General features: G+C 59.9%; 20 protein-coding genes, 1 tRNA gene and 4 pseudogenes. 8 read left to right on the forward strand and 17 right to left on the reverse strand.

What is annotated here, in order from left to right; genetic code table 11:
* Positions 1–363: hypothetical protein (locus tag ABIC03_RS37715; protein ID WP_354065803.1), on the forward strand; the 363-nt coding region annotated here is incomplete at its 5' end.
* Here the strand turns inward: ABIC03_RS37715 and ABIC03_RS37720 are convergent.
* The 3 genes from ABIC03_RS37720 to ABIC03_RS37730 all read right to left on the reverse strand — a co-directional run bounded on the left by ABIC03_RS37720 (position 290) and on the right by ABIC03_RS37730 (position 3,219).
* Positions 290–1,939: a hypothetical protein gene (locus ABIC03_RS37720; RefSeq protein WP_354065805.1), complete on the reverse strand. Its 1,650-nt coding sequence runs from the start codon at positions 1,937–1,939 to the stop codon at positions 290–292. The two genes, ABIC03_RS37715 and ABIC03_RS37720, sit on opposite strands and share 74 nt — an antisense overlap.
* A 376-nt stretch (positions 1,940–2,315) precedes the next feature.
* Complete coding sequence (locus ABIC03_RS37725) at positions 2,316–2,669, reverse strand: MarR family winged helix-turn-helix transcriptional regulator (protein ID WP_354065807.1); 354 nt, start codon at positions 2,667–2,669, stop codon at positions 2,316–2,318.
* A gap of 268 nt (positions 2,670–2,937) precedes the next feature.
* Positions 2,938–3,219 (reverse strand): LexA family protein, encoded by a 282-nt coding sequence (locus ABIC03_RS37730; RefSeq protein ID WP_126262178.1) that lies wholly within the window; start codon positions 3,217–3,219, stop codon positions 2,938–2,940.
* Between the two features lie 38 nt (positions 3,220–3,257).
* Here ABIC03_RS37730 and ABIC03_RS37735 point away from each other — a divergent pair.
* From ABIC03_RS37735 to ABIC03_RS37745, 3 genes and pseudogenes are all read left to right on the forward strand, one after another.
* Positions 3,258–3,974: pseudogene (locus ABIC03_RS37735) on the forward strand (IS630 family transposase); the annotation flags it as partial.
* Positions 3,961–5,271, forward strand: a pseudogene (locus ABIC03_RS37740) (FHIPEP family type III secretion protein); the annotation flags it as partial. The pseudogenes ABIC03_RS37735 and ABIC03_RS37740, both read left to right, overlap by 14 nt.
* A gap of 119 nt (positions 5,272–5,390) precedes the next feature.
* Positions 5,391–5,906 (forward strand): tetratricopeptide repeat protein, encoded by a 516-nt coding sequence (locus ABIC03_RS37745; RefSeq protein WP_354065810.1) that lies wholly within the window; start codon positions 5,391–5,393, stop codon positions 5,904–5,906.
* 8 nt (positions 5,907–5,914) lie between these two features.
* Here the strand turns inward: ABIC03_RS37745 and ABIC03_RS37750 are convergent.
* Together ABIC03_RS37750 and ABIC03_RS37755 are read right to left on the reverse strand one after the other, a co-directional pair.
* Positions 5,915–6,151, reverse strand: a pseudogene (locus tag ABIC03_RS37750) (LuxR C-terminal-related transcriptional regulator); the annotation flags it as partial.
* A gap of 294 nt (positions 6,152–6,445) precedes the next feature.
* Positions 6,446–6,736 carry an autoinducer binding domain-containing protein gene (locus ABIC03_RS37755; RefSeq protein WP_354065812.1) on the reverse strand — a complete coding sequence of 97 codons (291 nt, stop codon included), beginning with the start codon at positions 6,734–6,736 and terminating at the stop codon, positions 6,446–6,448.
* Between the two features lie 564 nt (positions 6,737–7,300).
* Between ABIC03_RS37755 and ABIC03_RS37760 the strand changes: the two genes are divergently transcribed.
* Positions 7,301–8,155, forward strand: coding sequence for a host specificity protein (locus tag ABIC03_RS37760; protein ID WP_354065814.1), 855 nt, complete (start codon positions 7,301–7,303; stop codon positions 8,153–8,155).
* 1,008 nt (positions 8,156–9,163) lie between these two features.
* On the opposite strand, the gene ABIC03_RS37765 is transcribed toward ABIC03_RS37760, so the two are convergent.
* The 6 genes and pseudogenes from ABIC03_RS37765 to ABIC03_RS37790 form a co-directional block, all read right to left on the reverse strand.
* Positions 9,164–10,036 (reverse strand): CHAT domain-containing protein, encoded by an 873-nt coding sequence (locus ABIC03_RS37765; protein ID WP_474423504.1) that lies wholly within the window; start codon positions 10,034–10,036, stop codon positions 9,164–9,166.
* Complete coding sequence (locus ABIC03_RS39365; protein WP_474425453.1) at positions 10,011–10,469, reverse strand: hypothetical protein; 459 nt, start codon at positions 10,467–10,469, stop codon at positions 10,011–10,013. Before ABIC03_RS39365 ends, ABIC03_RS37765 begins: the two co-directional genes overlap by 26 nt.
* 139 nt (positions 10,470–10,608) lie before the next feature.
* A pseudogene (gene tnpB / locus ABIC03_RS37775) lies at positions 10,609–10,854 on the reverse strand (IS66 family insertion sequence element accessory protein TnpB); the annotation flags it as partial.
* Complete coding sequence (gene tnpA, locus ABIC03_RS37780; protein ID WP_283017573.1) at positions 10,851–11,273, reverse strand: IS66-like element accessory protein TnpA; 423 nt, start codon at positions 11,271–11,273, stop codon at positions 10,851–10,853. The pseudogene tnpB and the gene tnpA, both read right to left, overlap by 4 nt.
* Positions 11,274–11,533: 260 nt before the next feature.
* A complete protein-coding gene (locus ABIC03_RS37785) occupies positions 11,534–15,106 on the reverse strand; it encodes a Ulp1 family isopeptidase (RefSeq protein ID WP_354065819.1) in 3,573 nt (1,190 codons plus the stop codon).
* 270 nt (positions 15,107–15,376) lie between these two features.
* On the reverse strand, positions 15,377–17,650 hold the full coding sequence (locus tag ABIC03_RS37790; protein ID WP_354065821.1) for a T3SS effector XopP-like protein: 2,274 nt from the start codon (positions 17,648–17,650) through the stop codon (positions 15,377–15,379).
* Between the two features lie 430 nt (positions 17,651–18,080).
* Here ABIC03_RS37790 and ABIC03_RS37795 point away from each other — a divergent pair, with 430 nt between their 5' ends.
* A complete protein-coding gene (locus tag ABIC03_RS37795; protein ID WP_283017570.1) occupies positions 18,081–18,521 on the forward strand; it encodes a hypothetical protein in 441 nt (146 codons plus the stop codon).
* Positions 18,522–18,775: 254 nt separating this feature from the next.
* Positions 18,776–19,087 carry a hypothetical protein gene (locus tag ABIC03_RS39370; protein ID WP_502917361.1) on the forward strand — a complete coding sequence of 104 codons (312 nt, stop codon included), beginning with the start codon at positions 18,776–18,778 and terminating at the stop codon, positions 19,085–19,087.
* Here the strand turns inward: ABIC03_RS39370 and ABIC03_RS37800 are convergent.
* Together ABIC03_RS37800 and ABIC03_RS37805 are read right to left on the reverse strand one after the other, a co-directional pair.
* Positions 19,025–19,486, reverse strand: coding sequence for a hypothetical protein (locus ABIC03_RS37800; RefSeq protein WP_354065824.1), 462 nt, complete (start codon positions 19,484–19,486; stop codon positions 19,025–19,027). The genes ABIC03_RS39370 and ABIC03_RS37800 overlap by 63 nt on opposite strands.
* Before the next feature lie 745 nt (positions 19,487–20,231).
* A tRNA-Arg gene (locus ABIC03_RS37805) sits at positions 20,232–20,305 on the reverse strand.
* 521 nt (positions 20,306–20,826) lie between these two features.
* Here ABIC03_RS37805 and ABIC03_RS37810 point away from each other — a divergent pair.
* Complete coding sequence (locus tag ABIC03_RS37810) at positions 20,827–21,279, forward strand: YbgC/FadM family acyl-CoA thioesterase (RefSeq protein WP_354065826.1); 453 nt, start codon at positions 20,827–20,829, stop codon at positions 21,277–21,279.
* Between the two features lie 108 nt (positions 21,280–21,387).
* On the opposite strand, the gene ABIC03_RS37815 is transcribed toward ABIC03_RS37810, so the two are convergent.
* From ABIC03_RS37815 to ABIC03_RS37830, 4 genes are read right to left on the reverse strand one after another with little or no spacing between them, the layout of a single operon-like run.
* Complete coding sequence (locus ABIC03_RS37815) at positions 21,388–22,020, reverse strand: PIN domain-containing protein (RefSeq protein ID WP_354065828.1); 633 nt, start codon at positions 22,018–22,020, stop codon at positions 21,388–21,390.
* Positions 21,995–23,185 (reverse strand): helix-turn-helix domain-containing protein, encoded by a 1,191-nt coding sequence (locus tag ABIC03_RS37820; RefSeq protein WP_354065830.1) that lies wholly within the window; start codon positions 23,183–23,185, stop codon positions 21,995–21,997. The genes ABIC03_RS37815 and ABIC03_RS37820 overlap by 26 nt, the downstream gene beginning before the upstream one ends.
* On the reverse strand, positions 23,178–24,557 hold the full coding sequence (locus ABIC03_RS37825; protein ID WP_354065832.1) for a 7-cyano-7-deazaguanine synthase: 1,380 nt from the start codon (positions 24,555–24,557) through the stop codon (positions 23,178–23,180). The genes ABIC03_RS37820 and ABIC03_RS37825 overlap by 8 nt, the downstream gene beginning before the upstream one ends.
* Complete coding sequence (locus ABIC03_RS37830) at positions 24,554–25,129, reverse strand: hypothetical protein (protein ID WP_354065834.1); 576 nt, start codon at positions 25,127–25,129, stop codon at positions 24,554–24,556. The genes ABIC03_RS37825 and ABIC03_RS37830 overlap by 4 nt, the downstream gene beginning before the upstream one ends.
* Between the last annotated feature and the right edge of the window lie 266 nt (positions 25,130–25,395).

Here is a 25,395-nt window from a genome sequence, read left to right on the forward strand (position 1 = left end):
AACGATAAGGGCGCGGTGCACGCGGCTATCACGCAACCATGGTCCAATGGCCAAGTGGAAGCTCAGATCACCAAGCTCAAGCTGGTCAAACGGCAAATGTACGGGCGCGCTAAGCTCGATCTCCTTCAGGCTAGGCTGATTGGCGCCATAAAAACAATCACGATCATCGAATATGCGTCAGAGCCCCGATTGGATGCCGATCACCCCGAAAACGGGGTCCTTATTCCATGCCGAAACACAATCGAGCGCCGCTTTCATACGTCCTTTTTGCCGTACGGCAATCCGGTGTTCATGCTGGACGCAGAAAAACCTGATCCTCGTGGCCTGCCGGCCCTAATGTGGCCGCGTAGTTCACGCCGTTGAGAGGAAACTTTGTCTCCGGCTGAGACGCACTCGGCAGCAGGTTATGCAAGCGCATTCCTTGCATGAAGTCTTCCGACGCCCATTGGGCGCCGTGCTGGAAGTCCAGGGGGAGGTACATTGATAGATTCGGCGGCGGACCCGGCTCGCAAGCCGACTGATCTGCCGGGCCTGAACTAGATGCCACTCCCAACGGCGCGGGTTCATCAGCATTCAGTAGCCGCCAAAGCTCCTTCGGAGAGAACTGCTCAAGATTTAGAGCGAAGTACTCTGGACCGGCGGGGACTGGCGACGGGATGGATCGATCATCCAGCATTCGCTGAAGCTCGCCTGGAGAGAACTGCTCTGGATTGAAAGTAAACTCTTCTGGATCGACGGAGAGCGACTGGGCAGCGTGATCGTCCTGTCGTCCGCGAAGCTCGTCATGCAAGTCCCGCTCCAGTCGCTCAAGCTCCGCTGAAGGGACGGAGACTGGGGACGGGATGGATTGATCATTCAGATGATCCAGCACTCGCCGAAGCTCCTCCGGAGCAATCTGCTGTGGATAGAACGCGACGTGCTCTTGGACGAAAGCCGACGGGGCGGATTGATTATCCCGCCGTCCCTGAAGCTCCTCTCGTCGAGTGTCAGCTTCCTGCGACCCGCTGTGCTGCGCAGCGGTGGCGCCGACGCGCCTCCGCTCCATCACTACCGCCTCTTCGGGATTGATGAGGGCCACGTTCAAGGCGTGAAGATTCAGCTTGGCGCGGCGTATGATCGGCGCGGCTCCTGACCGCAAGGTCCGGAGATGGCCTAATGCCCTAATGAGGAGCCTCGGATCACCTTTTCCGATGTACTCGTGCACGTCACTGCCATTCAGCGAATTACTGTCGAGCCGAGCAACAATGCTCGGTTTCTTTTTTGCGAAGAGCCAGCGGCTAAAGCCAACAAGAGAACTTACATACCGCTCGGCAGTGACTTTGGCGCTCCCGTCCTTGATGAGGGCCTCCCCAAGCCCGAAAATCGCGGTAGCATCCTCGGAATAAAGAGGCCGCCTGTCGTGCCCTATCACAACCCCCGTCGACTGAGCCGGCTGCAGCGCCGAGGCTGGCGGCATTGCTCCACCACCTTCTGAATTGGCGATCTCGCTCAGCTGCCGCTCAACGGCAACGCCTTGCGGATTGTTTGTGGTCCTCGGCTTCTTCGCTGCTCTCAACGCAGCTGTATCACGCTCATCGTTGATCAGGACCTCCTCGCTTGGCAGGATGTTGCTCCTGGCAATTTCACCCATCAGCCCGTTGGGGGACTGCTGGCGGTCGCTAGACACATTGGGACGGAGGCCACCGCGCGGCCCCCGATCGGGCATCGCGGCACCGGCTGGGCGCGCCTGGTGCAATTGCTGCTCAAAGGCCGCTTGGCCGACGTCGCTCGCTTCAGGCTCGTGCGAGACGGGAGGCTCTACCTGCGGCCAACCTCTAACATTGAATGAGTCAAAATTGTGCGGGTCCATCGCAGCCTCACGCTTACAAATCACCTGAGCAACCTTACTCGGGCAAGCTTTCGAAAACCTGACGATGCCGTCGCTCGTGAAGTACTGCATCGCCACATCCGCAAAAAACGAGACTGCCCCGCGGCTCTCAATCGTCAATCATGGTGTCGAAGGATAGCCACAGCTTGCACGACGTCGAGGCCATTCTCCTGTGCCGCCGCTATCCGGCTAAGTCCGTGAAAAGCTTGGCCGGCGCACCAGGGCTCGAACCTAGGACCCGCTGATTAAGAGTTATTGCCACTCCTTTTCAGCCCAGTCTTAGCCAAAGATTCCAGAACTCGCATTCAAGCAACTTAATGATCCAAAGTGCCTCCCTTCTAACGTCGGCCCCTCCCTCGGGCTGACACTGCGCCGGTGTCCAGTTCGGCTTTCAGGCGAGCTCTCTCCAGCCGCTTCCTGAGCGCTGCAAGCCGGCTCGACAGTCTCGTCAACCCCTCAATGCCAAGCTCACTACGAATTGATCCAGTTCCTCCTGTTGTGCAGCGATGTTCGCGAGACGCTTACGAGCTTTGTCCGTTAGCGACAGCTGGACGACCCGAGCATCTCTGACACTGGGCTTGCGCCGCACAAATCCGACTTTCTCCAGGACCTTCGAATTTAGCGTGATGAAGGATGGGTCGACCTTCATCAGTTTTGCGACCACGCCGGCCGGAGCACCCCCATCCTTGTCTAAGTCCGTCACCGCCATCAAGATCGCCAATTGTGTTCCACTAATGCCGAGTGACTCGGCTCGGACGTGAAGGAAATCCTCCAGACAGACGTTGAGGGATCTGATCTCCAACGTTAATCGCCGCACGAGCCCCTGACTCTCAGCAGAGCCATTTCCCCCTTGTGTTGCTTGCTTAGCCAAATGCGGTGCCGCCGAATGTTAGGACCCTACCCAAAGCTAGTCGGCGCTAACAAGGGCCACGAAGCAGACAATTTGTTGGGCGGATCCTGTTCAAGCGTTACGCGGTCAGACTATCGGAGAATGCCTAGAAGTGGTCCGAAGCATGTCACTCCCAACGAGATCCTCGGTCTACACGTCGGCGGCTACTGCTAGTGGTTCATCACAGTGATTTCGACGTTTTGATACCGAGCCATTCGAGGATCGGCAAGCTTTCCGGCGGCACGAGGATTTCGATGCTTCTAGGGACGCCAGGTTGACGTCGGATGAAGCCGTTTCGTTCGAGGGTGACGATCATCTGGTGAACCGAAGGCGGGCTGACGCGGAAGTGGCGCTGGATGTCGGCTTCGGCGGGTGGACGTCCGAACATGTGGGCGTAGGTATGAATGAAAGCCAGGTAATAACCCTGCTTCTCGGTGAAGCGCGCGCCTGATTTTTGACTCATCGTTGGATTCGTCCCGGCCTCCGACAAGGAGGCAAAGCATGAATGTACGTTATCGGGTCGAATTGAGCCAAGCCGAGCGCGACGAACTGACGGCGATGCTCGGCGGCGGCAAAGCACGCCGCCCGCAAGCTTAAGCGGGCGCAGATTTTGCTGGCGGCCAATGGAGGCTGCCGCGACGAGGAGATTGCCCGGACCGTGAGTGTCAGCCTCTCCACCGTCGGCCGGACCAAGCGCCGCTTCGTGGAAGGCAATCTGGAGCGGGCCTTGAGCGAGGAGCCGCGTCCGGGCGCTGAGCGCAAGCTGACCGGCAAGGAGGAAGCCCTGCTGGTGGCGACCGCATGCGCCAAGCCGCCCGCCGGCTGCAAACGCTGGACGCTGACGCTGTTGGCCGACGCGATGGTCAAGCTCACCGATCACAACAGCCTGTCGGGCGAGACCGTGCGTCGCCGGCTGACCGAGAATGACCTCAAGCCGTGGCGCAGGGACATGTGGTGCATTCCCATGTCGACGGCGAATACGTTGCCCGCATGGAGAACGTGCTCGACCTCTACGCCGAGACGCAGAATCCCGCCCGGCCGCTGGTCTGCTTCGACGAGACTCCCATCCAGCTGATCGGCGAGGTGCGCCAGCCGGTCCCGGCCCAACCGGGACAGCGCGAGCGCTACGATTACGAGTATCGCCGCAACGGCACCGCCAATCTCTTCGTCACCTTCGATCCACATCGGGGCTGGCGCAACGTCAAGGTCACCGTCCAAGCTCAAACTCGGTGCCGATATCGTCAACCAACTTACAGCGAGCACACAAGCACTATGGCTGGCCGCCTGCGTGTTGCTTGTGATGGGACTCGTGCCCGGTTTCCCCCTGCCTCCATTTGTTATCCTGGCCGCATTCTTTGCCGGCGCGAGCTATTTTAAGGTTGGTGCGCAAAGCGGGAAGATCGCCGCCAACACGGACGCCGGTGTCAACGCTTCGAGCCCTGATCCAACACAAGCCGACAAGCAAACCGTCCCTGCGGAGGCACTTCCGATCACGCTATTCCTCGCACCCAATCTGACACATGCAATCGACAAAGGGGAGCTCGAGCAATGCATCGGACGCGTTTCGGCGCTGGTCTCAGCCGATCTTGGCATCACCATTCCACGCATCCCCGCCCAACTCGATCAGCGCTTATCCGAGTCGCAATTTAGGGTGGATGTCGAGGGAGTCCCAGTTGAAGCGGATTTCGTTGACCCGGCGCAGCTCATGCTTAACGATGACGTGGCGAACATTGAATTGAGCGGTATCCCGTTTCGGCAGGAGCCGGACACAAACCGGATCTGGATCGAACAAGAGCATGCGCCGGCTCTCAAAGCCGCCGGAATAGGGTATCATAGTCTGAGCGAAGTCGTCGGCTTGCGCGTCCATTCGACATTGACACGGTACGCAAAGCGCTTGCTAGGCATTCAGGAGACGCGTCAATTGCTCAACCGGATGGAGCAGGAGTACGCTGATCTGGTGAAGGAGGTGCTGCGCACGACGCCGGTTCCCCGGATCGCCGACGTCCTGCGCCGCTTACTGGACGAGGGCATCCCCATTCGCAACACGCGCCTGGTGCTGGAGACGCTGGCCGAATGGAGCGAACGCGAGAAAAGTGTCGTGCTGCTCACCGAATATGTTCGCTCCGGTCTGAGGCGGCAGATCTGCCATCGCTATGCCAATGCCCACCGTGTGGTGGCCGCCTTTATCATCGAGCGTGAAACTGAGGAGATCGTGCGTGGTGCGCTGCGTGATACCGCTGTCGGCCCCTACCTCGTTTTAGAGGATTGGCAAACCGAGAGGCTGCTTTCGCAATTCCGTCAGATCCATTCAAGCATCGCATCGGATCAGAGCCGGCCGGTCATTCTGGGTTCGGATATCCGGCGTTTCGTCCGCGGTTTTCTCACCCGCAACGGTATTGATCTCCCCGTTCTGTCCTACCAGGATCTCGCCTCCGATTTCACGATCCAGCCGGTTGGATCCGTCAAGCTCACGGCAGCCAAGGAGAACGGTTTGTCAGCGGAGCCGCGTGGTTAGTCGCCGCATCGGGTTTATGAAGCACAGCAGTTGATCGTGTGATGGACGTTATGATGCAACAACAAATCGGGCGGCAGCTGTGTCCCTTTGGTCCAGGCTCATGCTCCAGGCTTCTCGCAGTGCTCGCCATTCTGCTGGTCGGCGGTTGCGCTAGCTGGGATCAGTCGGGTCTTCGAGTTGGGGAGGCGCCGCGACCAGAGTTGCTAGCTAACAAGGATGTCGATCCTGCCGTGCGCGAGCGCATTGCGCACACACTACTCCGGGATGCCGACGAGGACACCCTGCGCGCTGCTTTGACGCAACAGCCTGGCAACGTTGATGCGGCGATTCCTCTGGTGCGGGCCTTACTGACGCAAAAGCACCCGGATGAGGCGCTTCAGCTACTGGACAGCGTCTTGCTTGCAGCGCCTGGCGATCTGCGTGCACTGAACGCGAAAGGCGCAGTCCTCGACAGCGAGGGACGTCACCGTGAGGCACAAGCGCTATATCAACGAGCCCTTGCAACGGAGCCAGACAATGAGATGTTGCGCAAGAATCTGAACCTTTCGCTGGCACTTGATGGCAAGGCCGAGAGCGGAAACGCCAGCTTGCAAGCGCCGTCCGACGTGGCGCATGCGTTGATGCACTCGAAATAGCCTGGCTCTCACCGAGGCGCATGTTCGCGCGTCGCGCGCCCCCGGCCATAGGCGCTCGTCTGGCGATGCCTGTCGCCATGCAGCGCGTGGCAATGCTCGAGATGGCTCAGTTTCTCGGACCGGAGGCGGATCGGCTCGACAGCGCAGTGGATACTGCTGTTCGTCCCAAGCTTTCGCATTGCGTTCTTGGGGTGAAAGTTGACGGTATTCTCGCTTACTTTCAGTATGACTCCGATTTCCCAAGATGGTTTTCCGTCTTACCCGCCGGAGGCAGTCCTGCTTCGCTTGGATAGGGCAATTTGCACATCGCATCTGCGTCCGATGAAGGCGTGATCTCTGCAAACGCAAGATGAACCTGCCAAGCCAGTGCGTGGAAATGACCGAGACGATGCTGAGGGTCGGCATCGTCGAACCGGGACGCAAGCGATACGACAGATAGCCGCCCGAATGGCCGAACAATGGTACGCTTACGCCATGCTTCAGGCCGGCCTCTCTGGCTTCGTTCAACACGGCGGTTCGCCGGGTTGCAATTGATACTGCTAGGCGAGTTGATCCCACGGAAACGGTGCCGATAGCATCGTCGTCCGCCGAACCACGGGATCGATGGCATTGTACCCGAATTCAGAATAGCGCTCGCACCAATCGGAAGGAAAGTTCACGATCATCCACGCTGGCAGATACTCTGGCAGCCGAGTCGGCTCCGCGTAGGTCAGTGCCCCGTTAGCGACTTGACTGAAGCCCTGTTCGCTCGAACAGATCACAGGCAGATCGAACAACGCCTTCGGAGATCGCGTTTGCTTTGCACATTCGAAGAAGCTGTAGAAGTCCATTTCGCGCCTCGCGCCGCCGACTTAGGCAGGCCGGTGCTGAGTGGTTTGACTGAACCTATCGCGGAGAGAGTTCAGTGCCACTTTAGGCCTCCTCTCGCTTGCAAGGTCGTTGGCCGAACGCGACAATCATAGTGGCTTGTCACCGCTGCATGTTGATTTGCGTCGGATCGGATCCTTGCTTGATGGCCGCCGACTTTTCAGGCCGGCCGGATTAACTGACGTCAGCGACGTCTCGCCCGGTTCCGGAGATGAACGCCGCGCCGTACCGCTCGGCAATCGGCATCAGGATTTCGTCTGCGTGCTCTTCTCGAGCCATAGCAGCAGCGCAAGGGCTCGGTGCCCTCGCGTGACGTTGGTATCACGGGCATATCGTCCAGATCGAAGGCTGCGCTGGCCAGATAACCGCTCCATGTGCCCAGCCTGGATCAGATCGAGATCGGGGCTGCACTCTTGCACATTTCTCTACGTCAGCTTGTGGTCAGCTGACTCGCTTAAGCTGCCACCGAATCTTGAGGAGACCCATATTAGTTATGGCGCAGCTATGTCGATATGAGAGCGGATCGCATGTATAGCAGAATCACCGGATCATCCAACCAATCTACAACTGCCAGCGAAGCCTATGAATCGGGACAGCTAGCAGATGACCCGACGTTCGCGGGAGCGGTCGCAGAGACGGCTGCTTCGTCGTCGACGACACGACCCTATTCTCTTACCTCTAACCCTCCTATCGTTGAGATGGACAGGGGTACGTACGAGCAAGAACTGAGGAATTTCTACGGCGATGATGTCAAGCACATAGCCGAAAATCCCCAAGAGTACTCGGATTTCGTGTCCTCAAAAGCCGAGCGCAGCGCAATGCTCGCTAGAGGCGGCGCGAGCGAAGCAGACACGCCGGGTTCGCGGTACTTCAGCTACCGGTTGGGCGACAAGAGTGTCGGGCTCCTAAGAATGGATCCAGGATTCCGCATCAAAGGGAGAGACTGGCAGGAAGAACACTTTTCCGAGCGAAAAAACATCTCATCGGTTGTGGCTCTGCGAGTAACACATCCCCTCGTTGAGAATGCCGGCGATGTTCTGCTCGAACATCAACTTCGGCTCGACGGCAAGAAGCCGTTGATCATGTCGCGTCCTGCTAACGATGAGCTGAAGCCCCGTCTGGAGCAGATGGGCTTTGTTGACGTGGGTGGAAACGAGTTTGTGCTTGATCCCAAACGGCATCGCGATAAGTGGACGCTGAATGGCAACGGTGAATGGCAGCGGGCGGACAGGCCTCAACTGTATCTCCAAGCTGAGAGCGAGGATCCCCTTGAAGGAAGTAGCGACGAAAGCGAACAGTTTGTCGAGACAGATTCGTCCGGCGATGACCTTTCTTGGTACTTAGAGCGGGCGCTCACTTTTCCCGGAGGACGCGACGACTGAGAAGCTCAACCGGAAGGCCACGAAAGCAAAATCGTGTCTCGCCTCGCGCATGCCGGGCGCGAAGGGCATAGAGAAGTGGGAGCGCACTGAAAGCGCGCTCCTCGCCGAAGCGCCTTTTCGCATATGCCGGAAGGAAGCGCTTTGATGATCTGCTCCGATATTCGGAGATAAGTATCTGCATAGCGGCCGGATGAATGGCGCGTGCTGGTTGCGTCCCATTTGATCTCGTCCGCGACGGCCTCTGACAAAATAGAGCTTGATAGCGCTTCTGGGGGCAACAACCGGGCCGGCGGCGGCCGAGCTTAGTTTAGAACGCTGCCCATCCTTTCGTAGTCTGTGGGAGACAATCAGAAGTAGATCTGGCGTGCATCCGTCGGTGATGCTGGGAGAACCGGTCGTCGCGGCGGTCGCGCCCGCGACGCCCGCCGCTTCCGCTGCGACGCCGTCCTATGTGGGTGCCAGGTCTTCACTGACGCTTCGCTGAAGGGGTACTGGCTCCATCGGCGCGACGGACCGCGAGGCTGGACGCGATCGTCCATCACTTTGGTCTGGCGCTCGGCGGACGACCGGCGGCAGGCTCCCCAAAACGGCGGATGCTGCTGGTGAGTGAGGATACGCTCCCGCGCGTGTTCCGACACCGTAGCCGTCGGCCAGCTGACCTCTCAGGGTTATCGGCATTGATGACTGGGCTTGGCGGCGCAATCACCGACACCCAGCATCATCTGCAATCTGGAAAAGCGCAGGGTAGTCAGCCCGCGACCACCCCAGCCTGGCTCGCTGCTCATCCCACCATCGCAATACTCCTGTCTGAGGGGGATGGGCTCCAACACCCACATCCTCTCAGCCAGGAGGCGATCTACGCTACCTTGCCCCTCACGCCGCGGCAGCGGCTTCGTTCAATCCCTCCCGATTCAATCAATCGATGAACCGCTCTAGCGATTGCCGGCGCTACCGACGAACCCTTCAAACGCTCTCGAGCGAGCTGGACGCTCGATCGCTGGCGACGCTTTAATGTCCGACCGCGCCATTCATCGCCAGAGGAGCTCCATTTCCGATGAAGACAAAAGCGGCCCAATAGTAGGGATGCCGAGTAGCGGGATTTGCGATCATTGCTTCCTGCGCTTCTGCTCCGGCGAGAACCAGCGCGCGACGAAGCCCGTAAACCCCCTCGCCTTGCTGCACTTCGCCTAACCCGGTCTCGCAAGCCGAGAGTACTACCAGCTGCGTACCGCGCAAATCGAGCAGCGCGGCTTCCGCCGCGGTGAGGATCCCGTCATTGCTCGGGCCGGAGCGCCGAGCGTTCGCTCCGGCCAAAGCCAGTCCCGAACGCAGCAGCGGGCTTTCGCCAGTTGGCAACAACGTCGCCTCGCCGCCGACGATCGTGGCGGGCGGAAAAGCAGTGATCGCGCTCCGGTCGTTTAAGAAAAACCCGTGAGTGGCTACGTGCAGAATGCGCGGCGAGTGTAGCGACTTGAGCTTTTCTTCGGTAGCGTCAACTCCGGTTAGTATCGCGTTCGGATCAAGATCGAGAAGCTTTTGCAGCTCTCTGGCTTCGTCGGCCGTACCCGGAAGCGGCGTAAATACGAGACCGCTGCGGTCCAGATCGATCGAGCGGTACGAGCCAATATCAGACGGCTTGTCGCGCATAGATCCCAGCCTGACGGTAAAACGGCTATGGTCGCCGAACTTGGAGACGATCACGTGCGCAATGGCCGCTTCGGTCGGCAGCCCACCAGGCACGACATGCTCCGGCGCGTGTGCCTGCACGACAGCGCCCGAGCAGCGACGGCAGACGTATTTCGGGCGGCGCGTGACCAACACCCGCCATTGCGCCGGGATCACGTCGAGGCGTTTGCTAATGTCCTCGCCGGTCTTCGTCATGGCGCCGCAGCCGCACGGACAGAGCGTGCTCGCAGGCTCGATGATCCGCTTCACCCGAGGCAATGAGCAGGCAAGCAACCCCGATTGCGATGACGGTCTTGATCCGATCCGGCGCGCGATCGGCCCCTGATGATCGCCGCCGCCTTCTCCTGCGCCGCATCCAGGACGCCTTGCGCGATCTCCACGTCTTCGAGCGGCAAATGATATTGATCTGGCCGCAGCTTCTCGGACTTCGCGCGAACTTCTCCCGGCGTAGTTCGCCGAGAATGACCTCCAACCGACGCCGTGCTTCTTCCGACGTCGCCAACGCCGCCTGATGCTCGCTCAACGCCGCTTGGGTTTGCGCCAAAAGCGCCTTCAGGCGTTCGTTCTCGTCGCGCAGCGTCGCGGTGCTCATGCGCAATGTCGAGCGCATCTCCGCCGCCGGCACCATGCGTAACTCGGCTCCGAGTCATTCTGCCGCAATTATCCAGCAGCCTGTGGACGCCGCGCTTCCTCCGGGCGGACCAACCTCCAATCCAGGCCTTCGAACAACGCCGCGAACATCGCCGGCGATTCCGCATCACGCCGTCCGCAATCTTTGGCCATACGAACTTGCAGCCCTCGAGGCGTTTGTGCACCAGCACCAGGCCCGTTCCATCCCAGACCAGAATCTTGATCCGCTCCGCCCGTTTGGACCGGAACACGAAGGCCGCGCCGCTGAACGGGTCGAGACCAAGCATCTCCTGCACCTTCGCAGCAAGCCCATCGTGGCCACAGCGGAAGTCGACAGGCCGCGTTGCGATATAAATCTTCAGCTCGGCGCCGGGGGCGATCATCGTGACGCCCGCACCGCGCGGATCACCCGAGATAGCTGCTCCCCATCTATCGCCGCGTCCGTCCGTACCACGACGTCGCCGATCGTAATTTCCAGCTTGGCCGCCAGAACGTGAGGCTCCTCTGCCGGCTCCTCCACCACCAGCGGCGCGAAGCTCGCTCCCGGATATTCCCGCGGAGCCAATTCGCCGCGCTGTCGAAGGCGCCGCCGCCAATCGTAAACCTGCCAGCGCGTTGCCCCGTGCTTGCGCGCCACCTCCGACACCTGAGCGCCGGGCAGCAGACTCCCGGCGGCGATCCGCGCCCTTTCAGCCTCCGAACGCACACGACGCCGAGACGGTCCTTCAAGCACTTCAAGCCGGCTGACCGCCCCGACCGACGAGCCGTCCAAATGGACGTCTTTTTTGCCGTCCAATCCCATCCAAAACCTCCGTCCAAGCCGGAGGCCTTCTTCGCACATTTAATCTAACCTTGAAGCCAGGGTACCGGCTTCGCGCTTACCTCCAAACCGCTCGTCAGCTACCAGATCAATCGACAACTCTCTGGTGGAATCTTCCTCCACTGTTGATACGCGCCTTCGGGGCGCACCCCAGTTTCCCGCATAGCTCAGGTCACCGCACACAGTCCGACTGGTGTCGGGCGAGAGCCGCTCCAGCCAACTCTATCCGCACCAAGCCGACATCAGCCCCTGAGACGGTTTTGCAGTGCCTGCCGATCGACGACCAACCGGTCCAGGTGGACTGTCTGCCCTCCTTGCGCCAATCGCCTAACCAGCTCACGCGTACCGTCCACCACGAAGACGCCGCAATCATAACGGTTCTGCTGCTGGGCCATGCGGGCTGGCTCCAGGCGCAGGCGCAGCCTACCTGCGAGATGTTCTGCATGCTTTTTGTTGAGTCCCCCGTAGGAATCGTAGTGATAGGCGACCGGCCGGTCCCGGTCGCTGCGATCAACGAACAGCAGCGACCAATGGTTGCCGCGGCTCTTATGATTTTCAGGATCGGCATTAATCACGGGCAGGAACAGGAAGTCGGCTGTATCATTACCATTATCATCATAGATGATGCGCTGGAATTCGGTTAGCAGGACGCCATCGTGGCCAGAGCGCAGATAATTTAGGACTATGAGGGGATTCACGAACCGCGTCCGGGCGGCGAGATTTGGATGGTACCTCTGCAAGTCCTGCTCCTGGAGCCGGTAATCCCTGTCGATATGCTGGTCGCCCAGCCATTCCGTGTCATCGAGCACCAGCCCGCGGCCGTGAGACGACACTGTCGGATCTAAAGCCCTGATCTGAGCATTAGCGGAGGTGCTCGGAAACGGCCGTACAGAATTAGCATCGTCGCGTGATTCGGACGGCGTGGGCGCAGTCAGATCAACCAATGGAAAACCGCGGTAGGTGTCTGAGCCAGCCCTGGCAGCGGGCGCCGGCGCAAAGTGAGCATCGTCGCGCAATTCGGACGGCGTGGGCGCATCCAGATGCACCAATGACTCAAGACCGCCGTAGATGTCTGACGGAGCCCTGCCGGTTGATGGTGAGGCCGGTTCTTGCATCTGCCGCCGCGCCAGCTCCTCGCGCAACCGCGCCAAAGCTTCATCATCCGAGAAGGCTAGCGCCGGAGAAAGCCTTTGCGGCGAGCCGGGCTGTCGAGCGCCCTGGTGATGCCCCGATACTGGCCCGGCAAACAGCGGCGGAAAGTCAGGCGCCGGGGCCCAAGCATTGTTACGCAACTCGAATGGTGAGGGCGGATTCGGATTAACCGCTGCCTCAAGACCGGCGTAGGTGTCTGAGCGAGCCCTGGCAGGATGCGCCGGCGCAAAGTGAGCATCGTCGCGCAACTCGGACGGCGTCGGCGCATTCAGATCAACAAATGGCTCAAGACCAGCGTAGGTGTCTGAACGAGCCCTGGCAGGATGCGCCGGCGCAAAATGAGCATCGTCGCGCAACTCGGACGGCGTCGGCGCATTCAGATCAACAGATGGCTCAAGCCTGCCCTTAGTATGTGACGGGGGCCTGGATGGTGATGCTGGTTCTTGCAGCTGTTCACCCAACCAAACCCAAGCTCCCGCGCTTGGGCTTGCCGGCGTTGAGGGAAGATCCTGCGCCGAGCCGGGATGCCGATCGCCCTGCGCGGCCGGCGAGCTCGGCTGCTCAGGGCCTGGCAGCCCCAGCTCTCGGTTCGCCTCGATGAGTTTTAAGTAGCTGCGAAGATGCGACAAATCGGGACCGTGTATTCTGCCTGCAGTCCGTTGGAACGCTAGCACATCGTTGTCGAACGTTAACTGCTCCTGGCTAGAGCCGTTAAGTCGCCCGATGATGCTCCCTTTGCGATTCCCTTTAAGCCACGCACTCAGTGCGCGAAGACGTGTCGCCCGCTTTTGCGCAGACCCCTTATCCTTCGCAGTTTTAAGATTTTTCAGAGCTTGGCTCAGCGCGCCCTCGATGAGGGGCGCATCTTCTGGATGAGGAACCAGGCGACGTGGGGCCCCGAGGACGCGGGGTTCGGGAGCTTCGGCTTCTTCACCCCCACGCAAGAGCCGCCGGAGAACATTCAGAGCCGATGTAATGCGGTTCTGGGGGTCACGGCCCAAGCTCCGGTACGCCGCAATTTCCTCATCCAGCGGTGCGCCTTTTAGCAGCCGAGATGCTACAGGCCCCCTAATACTTGCGTTGACCCAGCGAACAAATGTCCCAAGTCCGGAAACACTGTTCTTGATGGCGCCTGGGGTGAGCTTGCGCCGCTCGGCGTCTAAACGAAACCTCGCCAAGAGCTCCGCGTCTTCGCCCGGGAGCTGCTCGCCGATCAGCTCGTCCGGCGACGGCATCAGAGCCTGCATCTGCGATGGTGACGCCGCCAGTTGATGGGATGGCGTCTGCATCAGCTGCCGCTCAACGGCGACGCCCTGCGGATTGCTTAGCGTCTTCTGCCTCTTCGCTGATCTCAACTCCCCTATATCATGCTCATCGTTGACGAGAACCTGCTCGCCTGGCCCGAGCGGGTTCCTGTGACGTTTATCCGTCAGTTCGTCGTCATGGTGGCGCCAGTTCAGGGACTCTGCAGGATGCAATGCCAGGCCATGCGGCGGTGGAACCCCATGGTCGTCGCGGGGCAAGTTCAAGTCACGAAAAGACCCTCCGGCATCCGCTGCTTGTTGATGGTGCGCGATTGTCTCGAGAGGCGGCGAGCAGCTGGGTCCGTCCATCGTCTCCAAAAGCAGATCCTGCTGGTTCGCAGGCAGAGTCTCCGGCCAGCTGATAGCTCTGTTCGACCCGCTGTGCTGCGCAGTCGCGGCCCGGGTCCGCCTCGGCTCGGCGCGAACCGCGTCTTCGAGATCAGGAACGGGGCGAATATGACGCCGGAGTTCGATCGCTCTATCACCCGCCGGCGACCTCAGGAGATGAGCCAGTGCGGCCCCGGCTTTTCTGCGGCCACGGGGGTCCGCCTCCTTATACTGGCTGACATCATCATCCAGCGAGCCGTCGCCAAGTCGAGCAGCAATGCCGGGCTTATCGCTTTCACGGAGGTAATCACTGAAATCGATAAGAAGAGTTGCATAGCCCCTGACGGTGTTGGCGGTGCCTGACGCTGCATCTTCCTTGTACCTCTTGATGAGATCCGCATCTTGGGGATGGGGATTCAGCTCAACCCGGCTTGCAATCGGCGCGATGCCGCCCGGCGATTGGGAGGCTCGAAGATGATCCAGTGGCGTAGCGATGGCCTGCCCCTCCTGCTTGCCGAACTCCTGGGCATCCTTGTCCAGCGACTCTTCGGAAAGCCGGGCAGCAATGCCCGGCTTTCCGTTCTTTACGAGCCAATGTCCCAATCCGAGAAGACAACGTACATTGCGCCTGACGGTGCGATCGGAGGCCCCAGCCTTGAGGAGTGCCGGCCCGAGCCCCTCAATAAGAGACGCATCTTCGGAATAAACAGGATCCATGCTGCTACCTGCGAAAACCAAATTTGCATGGCCGAGCGGCAGCGCCGACGCATTCAGCATCGTTCCACCACCTTCACCGTGCGGAGCCGGCGTATATGGTTGCCCGCTCGCCCGCATGATGGGCCGCGCCTCAGATCGCGATGCATCCGCTTGATGGGCGCGGGCCTGCATGAGCACGGGAGAGGACGGGACAGCGAGCTCGCTCAGCTGCCGCTGAAAGGCCGCCGCCTCTGCCGACGAGTCGGCCGGAGGGGTGTCTTGCGCGTCCACGCTATCCGTTTGTTGACGCACGCGATTCATTGAGACGAAGTTCATCTGTACTCACTTTCGAAGATGAAGGCCAGGAGCGCTGATCGCATGTGCCTGGACTTGAGCCGACACATCGCCGGCATTTGACGGTTCAGCTGCTTAAGCGAAAGGAAGTCGCGGTCACGACGCTCCCGATCGAATTTCAATCGGACCCGTTGTCGATCTGTTCGAGGGAGCCCGCGCCGGCTTCGAGCTCATCGAGGATTTCCTCTCGGTGATAACGGTCTGCTTGATGGTGTCACCACAGCGACGCTCTGGCGCGGGACACCCAGGTAACTACATCCCGAGGCGCGCGAACTGCATCGACGCGTGCTCCGCCTCGGGAAGGGGATACCACGGCTGGCCGCCAGCTGCGGCGCTCAACAAGGACCGACAGAACGCCGGCGTGAGCTTGCCGCGGTGGATCACGACGCTCTCGTGCCCCGCGGCGGCCCGAGCGCTCTGCCAGTGCTGATTGTAGCCGCGCTGTGCATTGGACTTCACATGGCAAGCTGTGAATTCGGCGTCGCTCAGCATTGCCAATTGCCAAGCATGTACCGGCCGCTTGGTATGGATGTGCACCCACATCGGGCTTGGCATCGCACCTCTGCGCAGCGCCGTCGGCTGCAGCGCCGTCGGCTGCAGCTTGATCTCGAACAGCGTCCCTGGCTCGCCCTTCAAGGCGCGCGGTGGGTCCACAGACGCCAGTTCCCCGGCCGCCCGCAACTGTTCAAGGTACTTCTGCGACGGAAACGCGTAGGTCTTCATGCAATCCATCGTGATCGCTGCCTTTCGCGCGTTCAAAGAATTTGCCTGTCCCTGCACCTCGGACAACATCGCCTTGAGCCGGATTATTTTTTTGTGCACTACGGGCACTTGCGCAGGCGTGAGTAGGCCACCTCGGCGAGGCTCCTCCAGCGCGGCTACACAGGCCTCAATCTCGGCGGCCCGCGTCTGCAGGCGTTTAACGACGAGGCCCACGACGTGGCCGGCGTCGTCGGGCTTCATCTGGCGCGCTTGCGAGACGGCGCTTTGCTGAGCCGGCAGATTGAACTGCAGCAGTTCGTCCAATCGATTGAGCAACCCTGTCAGTGCTTCCCTGGACGGCGGAGCCTGCCACATCTCAAGGTGCTCGGTCGCCGATGATGACGCCCTCGCGCGTGCCTCCTCCTCCGCGCTCGCGAGTTTCTTGGTACCAAGATCCGAGAGTACGATAACCTTACCTGTCGGGGCCGTGGCAGCGTCCGGTCTGGGGAGCTGCGACTCGGGCAGGCGGGCCGTCGAACTCCCCTCGCCTGCGACTGGTGCGCGCTTGCCTTTCCCCTCCCTGCGCGCAGCCCGGCCGTCAGCCACTACGCCGATATTTTCGGGTGTCCCAGCCCGGGCCGGCGGTTCAATCGTCGCTGGTATCTTTGGCTGCAATGCCAATAGTCGCGTGACTTCGTGCGCGGTGTCCCATGCACCTTCCGCGATCTGGCCCAACAGTTCCAATGGAAGGTCGGCATCCGTTCCGGCGTCCCTTAGCCTGGTAACGATGCCGTGCACCCCTGAGGCAAATTCCGAAAGCCGTTCCATGACTCCTTCCAGAACGGTGCAGTGGTCTGCGTCGAGCGCCGCTCCCTCCAGAACGGCGTCGGAAGTCGAGTTGAATGCCGGATAAAAATCCGCGACAAAGGTCCCAAGCAGTCGCACCCGCCCGTCCTCACCCATGAGGGCGTCGCTCACGGCTGGGCCGAACGTGGAAGCCTTCGACTCGATCAAGAGTCGCGCGAGAGCGATGCGCGATTCCAGGTACACGCACTTCGTATTAAGTGCCCAGCCGGTATGCTGGCGTAGCGCGGCCTCTTCCTCCTCCCGCATCTTGGACGCGGTGCTTGGCAAGTTGGCGGTGGCCGTATAGACGGACTGCATTCGCTCCGAGCGCAATACCTTCTTTCCCCACCAATCCAAGCAGGCTTCGTAATGCTTCGCCACGCTGGATACCGCCCGGCCCAGCTGGCCGGGCGGAGCGCCGGCATCTCGCATCCGGTCGAGCACGGCTGCTGCTTTGATCCTGTTCGCCTCCAGGTCGTTGACAATCCAGGTGGCCACGATGTTGCATTCGTCTCCCGCAGCGATCGTTTCGTCGCGGACTTGGCGAGCCCGACCGTCGGAAAGAAGCCTGCGCGCCATGTCCGGGGGGAGGCTCGCGTAATAGTCCAGAACTTCCGAGCCTGCCTTGACGACTTGATCGATCAGCTCTTGCGCCTCCGACCGGTTCCGGAGTTGTGTGGCTGCATTTCGAGAACTATCAAGATCCTCAAGCAGGCTGTGCATTTTTTGCTTCGCTGCTTTGATTCCGTCGCCACTTGAGGAAATCGGGACTGCTACCGCCGAAGCTGGTGGCAAGCTCACGAGCGGCGCCGTTCTATCTCGAGGCCCGGAGTGCATCCGCTCAACGACGGAGTCGAAAGATTGCCTGCCTTCCCCGGGGGCGGGGCCGGGCTCCGGGCCCGAACTGCTCAATCCCCATGGGCTGTCGGCTCCTGCAGGCCCAACGTGCGATTTGCCAGGTCGACCAATGCCCGTCATATTCCACCTCCAATCACGTCGAGAATGCGCATCCTGTCCGGATAGACAGGCTGGCTGACGAGTAGCTGACGAAGGATTTTCCCGGATGCATAGGAAAACCCGGATCACCGTGGGTTGCAATTCTGGTGGATTGTGGTGAGGCAAAAATGCCCGGCGAATATCGAGTGGCGGACCTTCGGCTGCCGCACGTCCTGCTCTCCGGGAAGGAGATGCGAATCCGAAGAGCTTATCCAGCGGTGATGCACCAATCCTGACCAGACGCAGAACGTGGGTCAAAGCAACATTTTCGTGCTCCCCGTCCGAATTCGAGCAGAACCGATGTTGCGCAGCTCCTTTCGAAAGTACGAGCCGAGGATCTCGCGCACAGCGCGGGTTACGTGACCCATTATTTTGCCTATCGAAAGCGGGCTGCTCAGCTGAGGAGGTGACGATGTTTTCACCTCACGGGAGATTGCTCTCGCCGCAGGTCTTTCGGCGAGGAATTACGGTTTCCTTGTCGACGAAAAGGTGGCACCGCCCGCGCTCGAACCGGCGGCCGATGGACGGTCCGGAAAGCAAACTCTACCACGCCGAGGCGTTGGCCCAGACGGCGCTGGTCGGCGCGCTGCACGCGGCCGGGTTCGAATTGCTGGTCTCCGCTCGGGTCAAGGATCGCACTAATCGTGAACTGAATCAGCGCGGAAAGTCAGAGTTGATATTGGCATGGATGCCTCTCCAAGGCGCCAGCTCGAGGTCTGCGGTTTTGGGACGCAGCAGTGTGAGTTGGCTCGCCTCGAACTTGATGCGCACGCGCACCGCTGGGCACAATTCGTCATTGAACATCGCCCATCGCAGCACAATGGGCGGCGCCTGTTCGTCCCTGCCGACGTAAGGCGGTCTCGAGAGATTGCGATTGCATCCCATACGACGTTGAAACGTTCGGTCGCGCAGATCACTGGGATGAATGGTGCCCCGATGTTCTGCATGCGCCTTCTGATCTCGATTGATCGCCCTTCCAGTTCTTGCCGTCGCCTTATCCCATTTCCCTATGAACTCTTGGGAAATACTCTCGAAATTGGCGAGTGAGATAGCTTATAGTCGTGTGATGCGGGTACGAAGGGGGCCTTTTCGGTGCACGATAGTTCGGTGGAAAGAGCCAGATGGCTCCGCGATTTGCTACGCTTTCTGCCTTTGCGTAGCCAATTCGTGCTCTCGGGCAATACCCGCGACCTTCAGATGCACGAGATCGTTCCGGGCGAGGTGACCGCAGCGCCCCTATCCAGGGTCTTGCCGGACGTTTTAAAGTCAGCTGGTTATGCGCAGATCGCATGGTTCGATCTTCTGAACGGATTTCGGGAGATCGAGCCGGCGGACGGAAGCTACCTCACGCGCGGGTTAGAGCTGTCGCCGCAGAAAGCTGATGGTATTCATGACGGTCAGCACCGAATATGGGAATAGCCGCAGCGTATAGTGTCCGCAGCCGAAGCGGATCCACGCGGGGGTCAGCCCGTGCGTCGACAGCCTGTCCACGTAGCGGCGGGTCGATTGCGGAATAAACACCGCGTCGCGCCGGCCCGATATGATCAATGCGTGATTGAGCCGTCGGCTGAGCCGTTGTGCGTAGGTCGCCGGGTTGATGACCGCCCACGCGGCCTGTACCTCCTCAAATGCAAAGCGTCGTTCGAGGCTCGACCTCACGTGGGCGGTGGCCGAGCCGGTCCAGACCACCTCGGCGAAATCATCAGCCATCAGAATTAGGACAGCGGCGGACACGCGGGAGTCCAGCGCTGCGACGATTGAGTTCGATGGCTGCGCCCGCGTGGCGCAACAAGGCGGAAAGATCGTCAGGTCGCCCATCGGCCTCGAGTAGATCGAAGCCGACCGAAGGGGCGGCCGAAAACTTGGTTGCGGCCACTTCAGCCGCGGCGGCGTGCTCGACTCCATCCACGTATCGTCGCCAGGAAATCACTCGCACCATTCCGGATGAGTCTCCGCGCCGCTTCGAACGGCGTAGCGAGTCGGCCGCGATTGTCGAGGGCTACTCATCAAGCGGGGTGCCGCGGAGCGAAATCCCAGATTTTCGCTCGCTCCACGCCGGGCTACGCCTGCGACCCATAGATCGCGGCGCGAGATCAGCGCTGTGCACCCCTCAAGTATACGCGCTCGGTTCGGCGCGTTACGCGTGCTTCCGGCAGGCGTGCTCCTGACGCTCCACGACGGGAGCATTCTCGTTCCGCCGCCCGATTTCGCTAATCCCGCCGAAACCCTGACGCCGGCGGTCCGGCCCCGGTCGGGAAGTTCGATCCGGCCGAGCGGGACGCGCGCTGTGTGGCCTTCGCCTTCGGAGGGCAACGATGCCAGTCGTGATCATTCCCTCGATCGGCCAGAAGTACGAGGCGAAGATCACGCTCGATCACCGCCTAAGTGTGCTCAACGATGAACGAGCGTGAGGACGGGCCGCGAGTGGGATTGTTGTGCACCAGGATTATTGAGCTGTGTAGCTTCCGATCTTTCATCCAATCGGTTACGTACTCGAATGACGCAGACCTGGAGTTTCAGTCCAGGCACGCTTATCCAGCTGCAAAACAAAATAAGAAAAAACTGGCGCGCCCGACACGATTCGAACGTGTGACCTTTGCCTTCGGAGGGCAACGGTCGTCCCACGCGGCCAGCCGCGAAATATTCTTTCGGCCAATCGCAGGTCCGCGAGTGAAGCACCTTTCCTGAGGCGGCCAGTCAAAAGTCGTTTGCGTGATAGTCGGCCAAAAGTCCGGCTCCGCCCCGCGAGTTAGGCTGCCCTTCAATAGGAAAACTGGACCCCTGCGATGGCGGTGCAGCCGACCTCCGCCAACTATGTCCAAGCGCTCACGCCACCATACTAAGGACAAACAGCGGTTCATCGTGTGTGGTTGCGTATGATTCCCTCCCTGGGCACCAACGCTGCCACCGATACTTTGCCCGGGTCGGACCGCGATCAGTGCGGCAGGGCGCACGCGAACCTCGAAGCGGATCGGATCGTCTGCCTTGGACACGCGGCGCGACGACGATGCTGCCGATGGGCTCAGGCAGCTTCACACGGAAAGGGCGCTGGAATTGTCGGCTGCAGGAATCGAGCCTAAGGCTTTTGGCACTTGCCCAGAAAAGCGACTCTGTGCAAGACAATTGGTTCTTGGAACCGCAATGACGGGAATCGCATTTTGACAGCCGCTCTCGACGGTGAAATTCGCGATGGGCGCCATCAGATGCAGGTCCGCGTCTATTTTGAAGATACGGACTCCGGCCAAATTGTTTATCACGCGAACTTTTTGCGTTTCATGGAACGCGGCAGAACGAATTACTTACGCCTTCTCGGGACCAATCAGCACGCGCTGCTCCAAGAAGCGCGGAACGATGCGCCCGGTTTCGCCTTCGTTGTACGTTCGATGACAATCGAATTTCTAAAGCCGGCGGTCTTGGACGACGTGCTTGACGTGGTTACGCTCCCGCAAGAGGTGAGAGGCGCGTCAGTTACCTTGCTGCAGGAATGCAGGCGCGCAGACGATCTCCTAGTCACGGCGCGTGTCCGCGTAGCGTTTATCTCAGGTGGAAAAGGGCAGCGCATCCCGAAGGCGCTGCGGCTTGCGATGGAAGGGCATAGAATCACACCTTAGCCGTCCAGCGACCCAATGAAAGCAACCCGCTAGGCTTCTGTTGCGACATCGTCAAACCAGTGTTCGCTGTTCACCTTAGATTTGGGACCTTCGCGCTGTCGGCAGAATTTACAGCGGCGGCCCGAGAGTGCTCGTCGAAAATCGCTCTCGATACCCAGGGAGGCAAGTGCAATCGCGTGAACGCTCCATCCCTATAAGCGCGATAACGCCTTCCACTCTTTCTAATGGAATTCGCATGCGCCCGTCGCGAAGAGCGAGATACATCGCTTCGATGACAGGTTGGTCGCCGAGGACCGCGATGGCCGTTGGATGACGTAAGATGTCTAACGACCAGCCTGGATTTCGCGTTTTCAATAGCGAGCTGGCGTGGTTTCGTCCGCGCCGTTCATCGATAACCGGCAGGAAAAATCGTGCTGCCGCGATGGCGATCGTTGCAGCTTCGCCGTCGTCAAGGGAGGGCGAGGTAGACGTGAGTTCATGAAAAATATCGTACTCGGCGTCGGTCATAGTGGCGAGCGTCACGATTCCACCCGTCACGAGGTCATGCAGAAAGCGGTGCTCGCCGTTCTGCCGGCTCGTCTCGTGCTCCAGCTCTCCAGCCACGATCTCGGACACGACGACATCGTTGGGAATGGACGCGAGGATGCGCTCGCCATATTTGCAAGCGTGAAGGTTGATCAGAACACTCGTGTCGAGAATCAGCGGATCCGCGATATCAATCAGGGAGCTTGAGCAACTCATCCGTGTCTCTTTCCTCAAGCTCGATCTGGTCGATAACGCCGCGAAGCTCCACTCGGCCCACCTTCAGCAGCTCCGCCAATTGTCCTTCCGACATGAGCTCGCGCTTCCAGGCGGCATGCGCCATCAGGCTCAGGCGGTGGGAGATGGGTCGGTCCGCGTCGCTCTTTACGGGATCGCGGTGATCGGCCATTTCGCCGAGGACCTCTCGGACATTGTCATCGGTGATGCCGCCGTTGTTTTCGAACCATGCCCAAGTGCCTTTCTTGGCAAGGCCCAATTCCTCGAGCCGCAGCCCGCAGGCTTGGCGCGAGATATTATATTGCTGGGCGAGGAGAATGATCAGGCGCCGGGTCGTTTTGCCGGTGATCTCCTTCAGTTGGCGGAAGCTTTCCGAGAAGCTCGCGGCGGGCGTCAGGAATGCACGGCCAAAGACGTTGGCATAGCGTTCATCGCGTGAGAGGAACTTCTCATCGTCTTCGAGCACTTCGGGAATCTGACGGGTACCATAGAAGTGGCCGACCTCATGCGCCGCGGACTGGATGCGCCGCGGCAATGGGTGGTTGGCGTTTAGAAGTATGCAGGCGCCGACGCTTTCATCGTAGGTGAAGAGGCCAGCAACCTTTGAACTGGATGAGAGACGACGCTGATACAATCGGATGCCAAGACCCAGTTCGATGACCGAGAAGATGTCGGCAATCGGACCCGGACCGAGACCCAGCCAGTCGCGCAATTCCTTGGCATGCTTTTCTGCGAGGGCCGCAACGTCACCCTCGTTTATACCGTGTTCCGGGGGGTAATTTCGACGTCGCTGGATGCCGAGGATATTCTCCATTTCAACGTCCGCTTTAATGAGGTCGTTGAATAGCTGAACGGCTTCAGTGGTGTGCGCGTCCTCCGTCTCCCGCAACTTGCGGAACCGAGGCATCAGATCGGTGTGCACTGCCTCGCGGCGGAGGAGGGCGTTGACCGATATGCCGTAGTGGCGCGCGAGCGTCTGGATTTCCTGGATGCGCACACGGCGCACGCCCTTCTCGATGGATACAAGGGTGGGGCGGGACATGCCGATGACCTGGGCCGCGTCATCCTGGCGGACGTCTGCGTTCTCCCGTGCTATCCGCAGGCGGCGTCCTATTTCCTGTGCGCTCAGCTCATTCAAATCAGCCATTGCGCCCTCCATCCATCCAGCTTTTCAAAAAGCTATGATCTCCTTGCGCGGACAAAAATGCCCGCCATTCCTCGGCATGAGTTACCAACATCGTCCTCAGTTTCTTCAGAGTGTCCTCGTAGTTTTCCGCTATCGCAGCTGAGATTTGCGAGGCGTGAACGCGAATGTTCTCGTCAGGCAAGCCGCTCATGTCCGCGAGATGCTGCAGGTGGCGCACACCGACGCTTCCGTATTCGACCATGATGTCCCGATCAGCCTTTTGGGGTATGACCGACAAAGCATCGGCCGCGTTAGAAGCGGCAAGGTCGGACACGATATACGTATCAGGCGCCTCGTTAACGCCAGCGGCATGCAGGCTGAGGCGTCTCAGCAAGCAAGCCGCGCACAGGCCACACTGCTTCCTACCGCCTACATTGACGACCCGGCGCGTTTGCCAACAGGAATGGGTACTCGTCAGATGCTGTTCGGACTTTCCGATCATGTCCAGAAACGCGCGCAACGTCTGACCTTTCGTCGACCAGAGGCGTGGCTGCTCAAACCGCACTCGGTAGCCCAGCACTGCCTTGATGAAGCGCTCCATCTTCCGAAAGAACGTCGGATGGTTGCGATAGTCGGCGTAGATGTTGTGCAGCGGGAGAAGTACCGGACCAAGCGCGCCCTGGCCGCTCTCCGGAACAATGACGCGCGTCACTTTTGAGAGCTGTGCAGCAATCGCCGTCACCGCCGCAAACTGAAATCCCCGCGAGCGGAAGCTGCTTTCGTTCCCGCGATATCCCTTCACCTTGAAGGGAATCTGCGTGAAATAACTATCCCCGTTTTTGCGCCGCTGGCGATTGCCCGCGACCCGGATACACAATGCCTCAGCTTCGCTCCCGCTCAGAGCGGAGACGGCACGCGAATCCAAGCCATCGCTGTAAGCGACGGCGAAGGTCTTGGCCTTGCCAAAGTCCAACGGCATCTGCCGCGTGCCGATCGGCGAGAGGTTCTTTGCCTGGACAAAGGTCAATCGCCATGCGTCGCCGGTCAGGTGGTTCAAGACGCCGTGCAGGGCCTTCAGAACCTCCGGCTTCTGCCAGGCCTTAAGGTCGATGACTGGGATCGCCACATCGAAGGTTCGGCGCCAGCCCAACGGACGCTTCCAACGCCGGTCAGCGAACTCGATGGCGGCGCAGAGAACAAGCATATCGTAGTGCAGCGGCTCGAAGCCCTTTACGTCAAAGCTATCCAGAACCGCCGGATTAAAGCAAATGTGACGGCCGACCTCCGCGATCACAGCACCCTTCGGGAGGGTGCAGCGGCCGCGCTTCTGTCCCTTCTCGATAACGATCAAGCGCTTGTCTTGCATCGGTGAGTATTTCGGATTGGCGCTCACTCTTCGGGCCCCTCATCTACGCCGGCTTTCTTCTCAGCCGCCTGCCTGAACGCGCGCTTGTTGCCGGTGGCCAAGGCGTCGCAGAGTTCGCTGGGCTTGATTGCAGCGAACGTCTCGCGGTTCCGCTCGATTCCCTTCTGGTAATCTTCGCGGCTCATGTCGCCGAGCTCGCGGGCACGAATGCATTCTTCGTCGAGCCGGTTTTTGGTGGTGCCGATCCATTCTTTTGTCGTGCTGTCGAGCGCCTGATCGAGCGCCTTCTCGGGAGGGAGTTGATCCCGGAGATTCGCAATCAGATGTCTTTGCAGGGTATCCGCCAGTGGCGACGTTGGATGAGTCTCGAAAATCGTTTCGACCGCCGTGACCGGGTCTAAGTCCATTTGGGGGCGGTCGGCATGAGCTTTGAGTTCATCGAAAAGGGGACTGAACGTCTTCATGTCCACGTCACCGATCATGCTGTGGCACGCCTGCGTCGTTCGCTCCTCACGGCTCGTGGCGTCGCTGACCAGGTCTTGGCCATAGCGCTTCCAGCTGCTTGGCAACTCCGCATTTCTGAATGGTCCATCGCTCATGGCCGCCTCCCCTGTCGGCAAAATAGTAAAAAAAACTGACAAAGTCAATATTTAGCATAAATTATCTGACATTGGAGATCCATCTAAGGAAACCGCTTAATTCGTCTGACGCGGTCCTTTCGCGGGGCGGTTTGTTCTAGAAGTGCGCCGAAAAGGGTAATTTTTAGCCCATACGGCGCGTTTTCGCGATCAAAGGGACGGCCCATCGGCCCTTTTGCTCAGGAATATTGTTGACAAATCTGCGTCAGATTGGCTATTTATTACCC

It is taken from the genome of Bradyrhizobium sp. RT6a, assembly GCF_040547675.1.
Lineage (GTDB): Bacteria > Pseudomonadota > Alphaproteobacteria > Rhizobiales > Xanthobacteraceae > Bradyrhizobium.